This window comes from Lysinibacillus sp. NPDC098008, assembly GCF_044760715.1.
GTDB lineage: Bacteria > Bacillota > Bacilli > Bacillales_A > Planococcaceae > Lysinibacillus.
The window spans coordinates 334,106-346,499 of the sequence record NZ_JBIWBA010000001.1 but is presented as its reverse complement, the minus strand read 5'-3'; the positions used below and the strand labels follow the sequence as shown (position 1 = coordinate 346,499).

11 protein-coding genes and 1 pseudogene are annotated in these 12,394 nt (G+C 39.2%); 8 read left to right on the top strand and 4 right to left on the bottom strand.

Translation table 11 applies throughout. The annotated features are described in order from the left end of the window. Nucleotides 1-91 precede the first annotated feature (91 nt). The 5 genes from mce to ACIQVU_RS01670 all read left to right on the top strand — a co-directional run bounded on the left by mce (nucleotide 92) and on the right by ACIQVU_RS01670 (nucleotide 4,898). Nucleotides 92-505, top strand: coding sequence for a methylmalonyl-CoA epimerase (gene mce / locus ACIQVU_RS01690; RefSeq protein ID WP_340806310.1), 414 nt, complete (start codon nucleotides 92-94; stop codon nucleotides 503-505). A 5-nt stretch (nucleotides 506-510) separates the two neighbouring features. Further along, nucleotides 511-2,058 carry an acyl-CoA carboxylase subunit beta gene (locus ACIQVU_RS01685; protein WP_340806309.1) on the top strand — a complete coding sequence of 516 codons (1,548 nt, stop codon included), beginning with the start codon at nucleotides 511-513 and terminating at the stop codon, nucleotides 2,056-2,058. A gap of 130 nt (nucleotides 2,059-2,188) precedes the next feature. Continuing rightward, nucleotides 2,189-3,142 carry a hypothetical protein gene (locus ACIQVU_RS01680; RefSeq protein WP_340806308.1) on the top strand — a complete coding sequence of 318 codons (954 nt, stop codon included), beginning with the start codon at nucleotides 2,189-2,191 and terminating at the stop codon, nucleotides 3,140-3,142. Nucleotides 3,143-3,274: 132 nt separating this feature from the next. Then, nucleotides 3,275-4,390 (top strand): M20/M25/M40 family metallo-hydrolase, encoded by a 1,116-nt coding sequence (locus tag ACIQVU_RS01675; protein ID WP_402893449.1) that lies wholly within the window; start codon nucleotides 3,275-3,277, stop codon nucleotides 4,388-4,390. A gap of 25 nt (nucleotides 4,391-4,415) precedes the next feature. Continuing rightward, nucleotides 4,416-4,898, top strand: coding sequence for a chemotaxis protein CheW (locus ACIQVU_RS01670; RefSeq protein WP_340806305.1), 483 nt, complete (start codon nucleotides 4,416-4,418; stop codon nucleotides 4,896-4,898). A 108-nt stretch (nucleotides 4,899-5,006) separates the two neighbouring features. Here the strand turns inward: ACIQVU_RS01670 and nspC are convergent, their stop codons facing one another. The 3 genes from nspC to ACIQVU_RS01655 form a co-directional block, all read right to left on the bottom strand. Continuing rightward, the gene (nspC, locus tag ACIQVU_RS01665) at nucleotides 5,007-6,146 is read right to left on the bottom strand and encodes a carboxynorspermidine decarboxylase (protein WP_340806304.1); all 1,140 of its coding nucleotides are present in this window, start codon (nucleotides 6,144-6,146) and stop codon (nucleotides 5,007-5,009) included. Beyond that, nucleotides 6,143-7,372 (bottom strand): saccharopine dehydrogenase family protein, encoded by a 1,230-nt coding sequence (locus ACIQVU_RS01660; RefSeq protein ID WP_340806302.1) that lies wholly within the window; start codon nucleotides 7,370-7,372, stop codon nucleotides 6,143-6,145. The genes nspC and ACIQVU_RS01660 overlap by 4 nt, the downstream gene beginning before the upstream one ends. 159 nt (nucleotides 7,373-7,531) lie before the next feature. Next, entirely contained in the window at nucleotides 7,532-7,726 is a 195-nt protein-coding gene (locus ACIQVU_RS01655) for a hypothetical protein (protein WP_340806301.1), read from the bottom strand. 206 nt (nucleotides 7,727-7,932) lie between these two features. On the opposite strand from ACIQVU_RS01655, the gene ACIQVU_RS01650 reads away from it, so the two are divergent. The 3 genes and pseudogenes from ACIQVU_RS01650 to ACIQVU_RS01640 all read left to right on the top strand — a co-directional run bounded on the left by ACIQVU_RS01650 (nucleotide 7,933) and on the right by ACIQVU_RS01640 (nucleotide 11,254). Then, nucleotides 7,933-9,648, top strand: a complete 1,716-nt coding sequence (locus ACIQVU_RS01650; protein ID WP_402893445.1) for a methyl-accepting chemotaxis protein — start codon at nucleotides 7,933-7,935, stop codon at nucleotides 9,646-9,648. An 81-nt stretch (nucleotides 9,649-9,729) separates the two neighbouring features. Next, nucleotides 9,730-10,470, top strand: a complete 741-nt coding sequence (locus tag ACIQVU_RS01645; RefSeq protein ID WP_340806298.1) for a tetratricopeptide repeat protein — start codon at nucleotides 9,730-9,732, stop codon at nucleotides 10,468-10,470. A gap of 151 nt (nucleotides 10,471-10,621) precedes the next feature. After that, nucleotides 10,622-11,254, top strand: a pseudogene (locus tag ACIQVU_RS01640) (LysE family transporter). A 36-nt stretch (nucleotides 11,255-11,290) separates the two neighbouring features. Here the strand turns inward: ACIQVU_RS01640 and ACIQVU_RS01635 are convergent. Further along, nucleotides 11,291-12,346, bottom strand: a complete 1,056-nt coding sequence (locus ACIQVU_RS01635; RefSeq protein WP_402893442.1) for a Cj0069 family protein — start codon at nucleotides 12,344-12,346, stop codon at nucleotides 11,291-11,293. Nucleotides 12,347-12,394: the final 48 nt, after the last annotated feature.

The following is a 12,394-nucleotide window of genomic DNA, read 5'->3' as shown; positions in this document are numbered from 1 at the left end:
TTAGCAAATCTGAAAAATTTCTCAAGTGGTAGAGTTTTGACGAAAAACTCTGTAAAATAGGTTATGTACCATAACAGAAGGAGATGTGCCCATGGAGAAAGTAGACCATATCGGGATTGCGGTGCGCGATCTAGATGAACGCATTACATATTATACTGAAACTTTAGGCTTAAAGTTGATGAAAGTGGAAGAAGTAGAATCACAGCAAGTTCGTGTTGCATTCATTGACGCAGGTAATGTGAAAATTGAATTATTGGAGCCAATGAGTGAGAAAAGTGCAATTTATGGGTTTATTGAAAAGCGTGGCGAGGGGATTCACCATGTTGCTTTCGGTGTAACAGGTATTCGTGAACGTATGGCAGAGCTTCGTGAAAAAGGTGTACGTTTGCTATCTGAAGAGCCAGGACCAGGTGCTGGAGGTGCAGAGGTTGCCTTTATGCATCCTAAATCTTCCTTCGGGGTGTTATATGAATTATGTGATAAAAGTGGAAAAGGGGATAAGTGATTATTATGGATATGTTCGACAAAATCAATGACTTGTATGACCGTAAGACAGTAATTGAGCTTGGGGGTGGCTATGAGCGTATCGACAAGCAGCACGAAAAGGGGAAATTAACAGCTCGTGAACGTATTGAATTGTTGCTAGATGAAGGTACATTTTTTGAAATTAATCCATTTATTACGCACCGTACAGTAGACTTTGGTATGGACAAGCTAGAGGGACCAGGAGATGGGGTTGTAACTGGTTTTGGTAAAATCAATGGTCGTCCAGTCTACTTATTCTCACAAGATTTCACAGTATTTGGTGGAGCTCTTGGTGAAATGCATGCTAAAAAAATGGCGACAGTGATGGATTTAGCTGCGAAAAATGGTACACCATTTATCGGCATTAATGATTCAGGTGGTGCGCGTATCCAAGAGGGTGTACTATCGCTAGATGGGTATGGTCATATTTTCTACCGTAATGCTATTTATTCAGGTGTTATTCCACAAATCTCTGTTATTATGGGGCCATGTGCTGGTGGTGCAGTATATTCGCCTGCTATTACAGACTTTATTTTAATGGTTGATAAAACATCTCAAATGTTTATTACAGGTCCAAAAGTAATTGAAACAGTAACAGGTGAAAAAATCTCTGCTGAAAATCTAGGTGGCTCTAAAGTAAACAATGCTGTAAGTGGTAATGCCCATTTCCGTGCACCATCTGAAGAAGAGGCAATCAATCAAATTAAAAAACTATTAAGCTATTTACCACAAAATAATAAGGAAAAGGCACCTCGACAAGCACGACCTGAGGGAGATGACTATCGCCCAGAAATCGTGGATACAGTGCCAATTGAAACAACACGTCCATATGATGTGCGTAAAGTTGTTGAGCAAGTAGTGGATGAAGGTTCCTTTATGGAAGTGCATGCAGAGTTTGCCAAAAATGTAGTCGTTGGTTTTGCGCGTATTGCTGGTGAGTCCGTTGGGCTTGTTTGTAACCAACCAAAAGTATTAGCAGGTGGATTAGATATTGATTCTTCCGATAAAGCAGCTCGCTTTATCCGTACTTGTGATGCTTACAATATCCCAATCATCACATTTGAAGACGTTTCTGGCTTCTTCCCAGGCGTTAAGCAAGAGCATGGTGGTATTATTCGTCATGGTGCAAAAATTCTTTATGCTTACTCAGAAGCGACTGTACCAAAAATTACAGTGATTCTTCGTAAAGCTTATGGAGGCGCTTACGTTGCCTTAAACTCTAAATCAATCGGTGCTGACCTTGTCTTTGCATGGCCAAATGCTGAAATTGCCGTAATGGGAGCTGCGGGTGCTGCCAATATTATTTTTGCGCGTGAAATTGCTCAATCCAGTGATCCAGAAGCAACACGTGCAGCAAAAATTGAAGAATATAAAGAAAAATTTGCAAATCCATATGTGGCAGCTTCACGCGGTATGGTAGACGATGTTATTGACCCACGCGATACTCGTATTAAGCTAATTCAAGGGCTTGATATGCTAGCAAACAAACACGAAACACGTCCAGAGAAAAAACACGGAAATATTCCACTTTAACATAAGATAAGCCTAGCAGCTATATAGTTGCTAGGCCTTATTTTTACTAAAAATCAATGAAAATTATTAACAAATATTTGAAACATTTTTCATTTTCATTCGTACTTTATAGTAAGAGGAGTTGAGTCGAATGGAATGGAAGCAATTACAAGAAGAGCAGGAACGGATTTATACACAGTTAAGAACTAAGACAAGGTTAAATGAGCAAAGTCTATTAATTGATAAGCAGATTGAACATGCACAAGAGGAAATAACAAAATATTCTACAGCACTTCAGCAACTTCGCACAAAACTTGATAAATTAGATGGTTTCTCATTTATGAATATGATTCGTACATGGACAGGACAGCAAGATGAGCTGCGAGCAGAAAAAATTGATAAAGCAGCAGTGCTAGAATTAAAAATCAACGAAGCTAAAAAAATGCAAGCAGACTTAACAGCAGATCAAGCCCAAGTAACACAAAAATTAGCACAAATAGATGAGCAAGCATTACAGCAAACACTGCGACATATTCATGCGAAAAAGCAAGGCTACTTACAAATTCATGATCCAGCACAGGCACAAAGGCTTGAACAGTTAGCAGAGGAAGAGATGCTAACAAAGCAATTAATGCTTGAAATTCAAGAGGCTGAGGAGGCGGGTGAAGTAGCACTGACAAAGCTAGGGCAAGCAGCAGCTTCATTACATTCGGCAAGTGGCTACTCTACATGGGATACATTCTTTGGCGGTGGGCTTATCGCTACACATTTGAAGCATGATGCACTTGATCAATCAGAAAGCTATTTACATAATGCACAAATTGCCTTGCAACGCTTTCACAATGAATTATTAGATATTCATGAAATGTCTACCAAATCACTGCATGTAGAAACAGATGGTTTTGTAAAATTTGCTGACTACTTTTTCGATGATATTTTTTCTGCTTGGTCTGTGCACTCGAAAATTTCAACGGCAAGAGAGCAGGTTTCTCGTATACAGGATGATGTACATAATACAATTTTACGCTTACAAGATAAACGTACAAAGGCTGTTCACTACTTACAAACATTACAGCAGGAAAAGGAAGCTATTTTAAATGGTTAAAGCAAGTCTGGGAAATCTTTTCCTAGGCTTTTTTTAAGGCTATGTTGAATGATGTCAACTCCATGAACGTTGTGCTAAAATAATGAGTATACTATTACGTGGAAAAACACGTAAACTAAGGAGTTTTACAACATGACAAGTCGTTTAGTAGAAGAGTTTTTTGAGCTTGTTCAAATTGATTCAGAAACAAAGCATGAACAAGTAATTGCACCAATTTTAGTAGAGAAATTAACGGCACTGGGATTGACAGTTATTCAAGATGATGCACATACGCGCAATGGGCATGGAGCTGGCAATATTATTGCAACATTAAAAGGTACATTGGATGTAGAGCCAATCTACTTTACTGCTCATATGGATACAGTTGTGCCAGGTAAAGGTATTCAACCATCTTTACGTGAAGACGGTTATATTGTATCAGACGGTACAACGATTTTAGGCGCGGATGATAAAGCAGGAATTGCGGCATTGCTGGAGCTGGTGAAGCGCTTAAAAGAACAGCAAGTTGAACACGGGGATATCGAGCTTATTATTACAGCAGGTGAGGAAAGTGGTCTTGCTGGAGCGAAGGAGTTAGACCCTTCTAGCATTACAGCAAAATATGGCTTTGCTGTGGATAGCGATGGCAAAGTAGGCGGTATTGTCACAGCAGCTCCATTCCAAGCGAAAATTTTTGCCAAAATTATTGGAAAAACTGCACATGCAGGAGTTGCACCTGAAAAAGGCATTTCAGCCATTACAGTGGCTTCTAAGTGTATTGCTCAAATGAAGCTAGGCCGCTTAGATGAAGAAACAACAGCGAATATTGGGCGCTTTGAGGGTGGGCAAGCGACAAATATTGTTTGCGATGAAGTGACAATTTTAGCGGAAGCACGCTCAATCGACCAAGCAAAGCTAAATGCACAAACAAAGCATATGCAAGAAACCTTTGAACAAGTATCTGCTTCTTTAGGGGCACGTGCTGAAGTAGAAGTAAAGCTAATGTATCCAGGTTTCCGTGTAACAGAATCAGATAAAGTTGTCCAAGTGGCAATGGCAGCGGCACGCAATATTGACCGTACACCTGTCTTAGGTGTTTCAGGTGGAGGGTCTGATGCGAATGTCATTGCAGGCTTTGGTATTCCAACGGTAAATTTATCTGTTGGCTATGAGGATATTCATACAACAAATGAAAAAATACCTGTAGAAGAATTAGAAAAATTAGCAGATTTACTTGTTGAAATTGTGAAAGAGTCTGCGAAGAAATAATCGTTGAATAGAAGGATGTGAACGCATGGAGAGTGTAAAAGCAGTTGTTTTTGCTTGTGGTACAGAGGAATATGCAGTACCTGTGGAGCAAACGATTTCTATTGAAAAATTAGAGCAGGTAACACCTATTCCTCATTTACCAAACTATCTTCTAGGCTTTACAAGAATTCGAGGTGAGCTTGTGCCTGTGCTTGATTTTGAACGAATTTTGTACAATCGTTCATCCAATACAGAAACAGCTCGCGTGATCGTGTTAAATACCGATGTTGTTAATTATGGCTTACTTGTAACAGAAGCGCGCGAGATTCTTGATTTCGATGATACGGTATTGCAGCAATTAGGTCTTGTTAATTATGCAAAAACGCGTTATTTTACAGCCGTAGCCAATCTTGAAAACCGCATGATTACGTATGTTGACCCAAAAATACTCGTCAATTCATTAGATGGCATTCGCGAGATTATCGCTTATTTACATAAAATGCTGGAAAATGAAAGGGAAGAAGCATAAAGCGGATAGAATGCTCGAAATGACGGATAGAGCGCACGAAATGTAGGATAGCGATGCGCAGCAAAAGCTAAAAGCCCCTCCAGTGCTGGAGGGGCTTTTAGAAGTGGCTTAGGATAGCCTGCCGCTATAGTCTTCAAATGTAAATTCGCGAATGACCTTGATACCTTCTTCATCATTATAAGAAACGATAGCAGGTAAGTTGACACCATTAAACATATGATTTTTCACCATTGAATAGTGAGCCATATCTGTAAAGACAAGACGATCACCGGGTTTTAATGGTTCTTCAAAGGAATAGTCACCAATGACATCGCCAGCAAGACATGTTAGCCCGCCTAAGCGATATGTGTGTGCGAATTCATTGGCTTGTCCAGAGCCGATAATCATTGGACGGTATGGCATCTCAAGTACATCAGGCATATGACATGTTGCAGATGTATCTAAAATAGCAAGGTCCATACCATTTTGCTGAATATCCAGCACTGTTGCGACTAGATAGCCTGTATTGAGCGCTACGGCTTCACCTGGCTCAAGATAAACAAGTAAGTTATACTTTTCTTGGATGTAGTTAATGATATTTACAAGCTTTTCTACATCGTAATCTTCACGCGTAATATGGTGACCACCGCCGAAATTTAACCATTTCATTTGGTGCAAAACATCCCCAAATTTTTCTTCAACAACTTCAATAATACGCTCTAAAGTATCTGAATTTTGCTCACACATTGCATGGAAGTGTAAGCCATCAATACCATCAAGCTGTGATTTATCAAAATTAGCTAACGTTGTGCCAAGACGAGAATTTGTATAGCAAGGATCGTAAAGAGCTGTTTCAATCTCAGAGTATTCAGGGTTTACGCGAATACCACATTCGATTGTTTTACCAGCCGATTTTACTTTATCTTTGTATTGTGCCCATTGATTAAATGAGTTAAAAACAATGTGATCTACATAGCCTAGTAGCTCGTCCATTTCATGCTCAATATAAGCAGGCGCATAAACATGCACTTCCTTGCCCATTTTTTCATAGCCAAGTCGCGCTTCATGCAATGAGCTAGCTGTAATACCTGCTAAATATTTCCCAACTAAAGGGAAGGTTGAATGCATGGAAAAGCCTTTAAGGGCTAGTAAAATGCGACAGCCTGTACGCTCTTGGATTGATTTTAAAAGCTCAAGATTTTTTGTTAATAATCGCTCATCCACTACATAGGAAGGGGATGGAACTTTTGAAAAATCAATTGGTTTCATCGGTTTACTTCCTTTGCATCTAAATCAAGGTCAAGCAATTCTGGATTATGGCTTTCTTGCCATGGTAGACCCCATTTATTTAGTGCATCCATAAATGGATCTGGATCGAATTCTTCTACATTCCAAACGCCTGGTTTACGCCATTCGCCATTCATTACAAGCATTGCACCAATCATAGCTGGTACGCCAGTTGTGTAAGAGATCGCTTGTGAGCCAACCTCGTTATAGCATTCCTCATGATCACATACATTGTATACATAGTATGTTTTTTCTTTACCATCTTTTAGACCGCGAATGATACAGCCGATATTTGTTTTACCTTTTGTACGTGGTCCAAGTGAAGCTGGATCTGGTAATACCGCTTTAAGGAAGTGGATTGGTTGAATCATTTGCCCTTCGAATTCGATTGGCTCAATTGATGTCATACCTACGTTTTCTAACACTTTTAAGTGTGTTAAGTATTTTTCAGAGAACGTCATCCAGAAGCGGATTTGTTTTAAACCTTTGATATTTTTTGCAAGGGATTCAAGCTCTTCATGGTATAGAAGGTAAATATCTTTTGGTCCGATTTCTGGTAGGTTATACACTTCTTTTTTCTCAAGTGGTGCTGTTTCAATCCACTCGCCTTCTTTCCAGTAACGACCATTCGCTGTGATTTCACGAATATTGATTTCTGGGTTGAAGTTTGTTGCGAAAGGATAACCATGATCACCAGCATTTGCATCCACAATATCAATATAGTGGATTTCATCAAACTCATGTTTTTGTGCATAAGCTGTAAAGACGCCTGTTACACCTGGGTCAAAACCGCTACCAAGCAGTGCAGTTAAGCCAGCTTTTTCAAACTTTTCTTTATAGGCCCATTGCCATTTATATTCAAATTTTGCCGTTTCAGGTGGCTCATAGTTTGCAGTATCCACATAGTGTACACCTGTCGCTAAGCAAGCATCCATAATCGTTAAGTCCTGATAAGGTAATGCAACGTTAATGACTACATCTGGTCCGAAAGCTTTAATAAGCTCAATAACCTCTTCAGTATTATCTGCGTCTACCTGTGCAGTTTGAATCTTTGTTTTTCCGCCATCAAGTTTTTCTTTTAGAGCGTCACATTTTGAAACAGTTCTACTTGCGATACAAATTTCCTCAAATACGTCCGAATTTTGAACACACTTGTGTACCACAACACTGGCAACTCCGCCAGCTCCGATAATCAATGCTTTACCCAATTGTCTACCCCCAAGTTCATAAAAAGTATTGTCAAACAAGCCGATTATACAGAAAATTGTTATACTACTCAATCATTGTTTTAAAATTTTCTCCAAAAAAATTTATTTTTCTACAATCCCTTGATGTATTTGGAGGAGAATGCCATTTGTAAAGGGAATTTAACTGGATATTTGTTGCTTGTCATCTCCCCATACATAGAAAAAGATAATAAGCAATGTGCTTAAAAAACTTATTACAAGAGCATATGTACTGATGGCCACTTGTACTTGACTTTGCACAGCGTAAATAAAAATAGCGCCTATTATTAATAAATTCCCTATAATAAGTGATATCAAGTGAAAACGTCTATTCATAGCAAGCCCTCCTAAGATGTAATGGTCATCAGTGCTCAAAGAAAAAATATACCATTTCAATTATCGCATAATTCAGAACATTTATCCAATGTTTTTAGTTTGCTAGAATCATTAAAGATGCTTTTTTAATACATCTTTTTATAGTATGATGAGAAATAACGAGGAATGCTTATACAAGTATGACAAGAAAGGGGAGAGGGTGAATCGTGAATTTACGCAATTCATTAACTTTTCAGCTTGGAACGATTATTGCTGGTATTTTAGTGGTGATGCTAGGGATTACATCGTTCGCAACATACATAACTGCATACAATAAATTGTATGACGCTGCTGGTGTGGAGGCTTATGGCTGTGCCAATATTACAACAGGCTTGATTAATCCTGAAGAACTTACGAAGGCGATAGCTGGCGATAAAGCTGCACAGGCACAGATTGGACAGGATTTAAATTGGACAACTGATCATAAAGATATTTTTCAAACGCAGTATATTTTAGCGCTCGATGGTACATTGCTGGCGCTTAATGACCATTTAATAGAGAAGGGCTATGCACCTGGTGACGCATTTTACTTAGATCAAGAGGCCATTGATATGATGCTGACACATAAACACCCAACTTATTCAGAGCCTTACGATTTTGCTGGGATGGAGCGTTTATCAGGCTATGCACCAATTTATCAAGACCATGACTCAAACAAAGAGATTATTGCCATCAGTGTTATTGATTTTGATGCGAATATTGTCAAGGAACGCACATGGGATGTTGTAAGAAGCGGTATTTTAATTAGTATTTTCCCAATGCTCATTGCGTCTATTATTACTGGCTTCTTAATCCGTCGTAAAGTAAGACCGATTAGTATTTTAATTCAGCAGGCAAAAGAGATTGCAAATGGCAATTTAGCAGTCGAAGAAACAAAGATTCGTAGCAAAGATGAGGTGGAGGATTTAGCAAATACGCTGAATCGTATGACCGCTAATTTACAAAATATGCTTATGACGATGCGTTCAACTTCTGTAACATTAGTAACGAATGCAGATGAAACCGCTTCAACTTTAAACGATATGACAAATACCATACAAGGCGTGGCTAATAATATTGAGGAAGCATCCAGTGCCGTAACAGCAGGGATGCACCATGCTGAAAATGCGACAGATGTGCTTACTTCATTGGCAGAGGATTTACAAGAAATTCAAAGCAATGCTAATAATAGTGCCGATAATGCGCGAGAAACAATGAAGCTTGCAACAGAGGGTGAGCGACTGGCAAAGGATATTAGTCATGATATGGCATTAATTCATAAAGGCTCGGATGAAGTTAAACACACAGTAGAAAACTTAGTAACATCTGCAACTAAAATTCAAGCAATTACAACATCTATTGCGAACATTGCTTCACAAACGAATTTACTAGCTTTGAATGCTTCCATTGAGGCAGCTAGAGCAGGAGAGCATGGCAAGGGCTTTGCGGTTGTTGCCGAAGAGGTACGTAAGCTTGCGGAGCAGTCAAATGAAGAGGTGCTACAGGTTGAACAGCTTATTCAAGATATTATGAAGCATGTGCAGCAAGTAATGACATCAACAAATGATAATACGCAATATATTGAAAAAGGCACAGAAACTGTTCTTTTAACAGCACAATCTTTAAGCAATATTTCTACTGCTGTGGCGACAACAGTGGAAGAAATGATTGCCATTTCCAATGCGTTAACGGCTGAAAATGAAAAATCAGATCGAATTGTACAGATGATTCAACAATTAACCGAGTCAATACGAGATATTGAAGAAACAATGCATATGATTACAGTAGCTGCACAGCAAACAACAGCAAGCATTGATGAAGTAGCACAAGGCTCTAATGAAACAACGCAGATGGCACATACATTAGAGCAGCATGTTAAAGCCTTTCGATTAAAAGAATTGTAGGAAGGCTCCCTTTTGCTGCTCCTTGAAAGATGGTACACTAGCAATGAGATTTTTCGTTTGGCGAAGGTGAGGATTGTAAGCGTGGTAAAACAATTGGATGAGCAAGTTCAGCAAGTCAATGACTTATTTGTGAGTGGACAAGTAAAGGAAAGCTATCAATTAGCAAAGATTATTGTCAGCAACGATACAGCAATGGAGAAGGAACAATATCAAACATTGCAACAGCATATTGCATTGCTAGAGGCAAATGGCTATGCCAATATGCCAATTCCGACGAACGATAGAGTTAAGCAAAGCGTGGAGCGAGCAGATGGCTCATATCCTGAACGAGATGTACTTGCTGCCTATTTAGGGAGCCAAGACCATGAACTATTTGGAAAAGTAGTGGATGAATTATTAGCAGGTGAGGTTGGCGCACAGGCAAATGCCTATTATACAATGGCAGAATATTATGTCCTTGCAACAGAGCATGATAAGGCGATGGTGCAATTTGCAGAGGCGATTAAGCTGCAACCAAATAAAGCACTCTATTGGGGAGCATTCGCTCAATTTTTAAACCGTACTGAGGGCAGTCCATATTTAGCACTACGTCTAATTGAAGAAGCCATTCAATTAGATGGCATGAACCCTCGCTGGCACTATATTCAAGGTAATATTTTTTTTCAGCTAGTAGCAGCTAGCAAAAATTTAAGCTATTTACCAGCTTTAGAGGAAGCATGGAGCAAAGCAAAAAAACGCTGCACCACAAAGCAGGTCGTATTAAAAATCGATATTGCAAAATCTGAGGATCTGTTAGCGCAATGGAAAAAGCAGATGCTATAATAAAGAATATGACTAGAGGCGTCCCTTTTGTATAAGGGATGCTTTTTTTATGAATATACTAATAATTATTTCGTTTTAAGTATATTTATGCTATATTAAGCGAATAAACGGACGTATGAAGCTTATCGATAAGATGAAAGAAGTTGTTTGTTTGAGTTTATATGTAGCATATGTATTGGTAGGGCTTGCGATTGCCATGCCTGTAGGTGCAATTACAGTGGAAATGACAAAGCAAGGACTGAAAAATGGTTTTATGCATGGCTGGGCTGTAGGGCTTGGTGGTATGACCATTGATGTTGTATTGGTGTTTGCTCTTTATATGGGGCTAGCCTCTATTTTAGCAATGCCAATTATTCAAATTCCTATGTGGCTTATTGGAGCGGGGTTTTTACTGTTTTTAGGCTATGATTCGATTAAAAATGCCGATCATGATATTACATTGGCAGGAGAAAAGGTAACGAAATCATTTTTTGCCTCGTATTTTAATGGCTTATTGGTCGCTGTTTCGCCGGGGAATCTGGTGTTTTGAGTGAATGTATTCGGTGTTGTGTTAGCGAAATCGTATGGACAGGGGCAGCCAACAAGCTTTTTAATCATTGCTGCGGGTGTTCTCAGTGGAATTTTACTCCATGATATTGGCTTGCTAGCAATTGTATCGGTTACACGGAAGGCAATGAATCGTAAAATGATTCAAATATTAACGGTTATAGCAGGCCTTTTATTAATAGGCTTTGCAGGCTACTTTATTTACGAATTTATACAAGCTGTTAAGGTATATATATAAATAAGCGCAAATAAAAATCCACGTACTAGTGGATTTTTATTTGTTTAAAGCAGCGATGGGGGTATTTTCATGGATAGAGGCTAAAATTTCTTCTGCTACACGATGAGCGAAGGATAGCTCTGAAGTAAAGCCGACACAGGAGCAATTTATTTCGCCTAAAATATAGCAATCTTCGCCAGCTTCATTCGTGTCTAGCATAAAATCAGCTGTCCAAATAAGTGGTAAGTCATAATTACCTAATAGGCTTGTTATTTGAGGAAGCTGCGCTAAAAAATTTTGGACAAGTGCTGCCCAATCTTCGGGAGCATCATAACGGTAATGAGCTCCAGAAAATAGTGTGGCACTAAAGGCATCTGCCGTGTCTGCAGGCTTTTTATGGACAACGTGGACAGGGTGGTGACGTAACATTAATAAACGAATTTCGCCTTCTGTAATGCGCGGAAGGAAGCGCATATCAATTAGCATACCGTTTGGTCCTGTGATATATTGCTCACAAAACGTCATAAAATCGCCAAGCTGCCAGTATTCTACATGATTATCTTTTGCTTCTGTGCATTTAATTTTTGCGTCAAGCGGGACGGTTGTCATGCCTTCAGCTAATGGTTCGACTACATGAACGCGCCAAATGCCCTCACCTGTTGAGCCGCGATTTTGCTTGAGCACACGCTCTGTTAAAGCTAAGGAGATAGGGAACTGTGCCTTAAAGGCGTCAACTGTGTAGTAGGCAAATGTATCATCAGGCACTAAATTAGTAGTTGTAAGTTTTGATAAAGCATCCTTTGAGCCATAGCTAATCATCGCATCTGGATGTGGCATTCCCATCACACCAGCTTGGCATAGCTCGCGTAGCATAGCAAAATACGCCTCTTCATGCTGTAAGTTACCAGGATTAATACGTGATACATAGGCAATACCATGTTCCTTCACATAGTCAAATATTTGCTGTGTTTTCGTTACATTAAAGAAAATAACCTCTGCTTCTTGTCCGCGCTGCTGTAGTGCATCCACCATTGGCATCGTATCAGGACGATAGCCATCAGGTCCTTTATCTGTGCCACCTTCAACCTCAAAGAAAATAACCTTTTTACCCATAAAAATACCTCCCTTTATCCATTATTATATTTAGTATAATAGCGAAAT

Bases quoted from the DNA above. Each gene is read 5' to 3' on its own strand.
- ACIQVU_RS01680 (WP_340806308.1), top strand. From the start codon at position 2,189: ATGGAATGGAAGCAATTACAAGAAGAGCAGGAACGGATTTATACACAG.
- ACIQVU_RS01675 (WP_402893449.1), top strand. From the start codon at position 3,275: ATGACAAGTCGTTTAGTAGAAGAGTTTTTTGAGCTTGTTCAAATTGAT.
- ACIQVU_RS01655 (WP_340806301.1), bottom strand. From the start codon at position 7,726: ATGAATAGACGTTTTCACTTGATATCACTTATTATAGGGAATTTATTA.
- ACIQVU_RS01635 (WP_402893442.1), bottom strand. From the start codon at position 12,346: ATGGGTAAAAAGGTTATTTTCTTTGAGGTTGAAGGTGGCACAGATAAA.
- ACIQVU_RS01670 (WP_340806305.1), top strand. From the start codon at position 4,416: ATGGAGAGTGTAAAAGCAGTTGTTTTTGCTTGTGGTACAGAGGAATAT.
- nspC (WP_340806304.1), bottom strand. From the start codon at position 6,146: ATGAAACCAATTGATTTTTCAAAAGTTCCATCCCCTTCCTATGTAGTG.
- mce (WP_340806310.1), top strand. From the start codon at position 92: ATGGAGAAAGTAGACCATATCGGGATTGCGGTGCGCGATCTAGATGAA.
- ACIQVU_RS01685 (WP_340806309.1), top strand. From the start codon at position 511: ATGGATATGTTCGACAAAATCAATGACTTGTATGACCGTAAGACAGTA.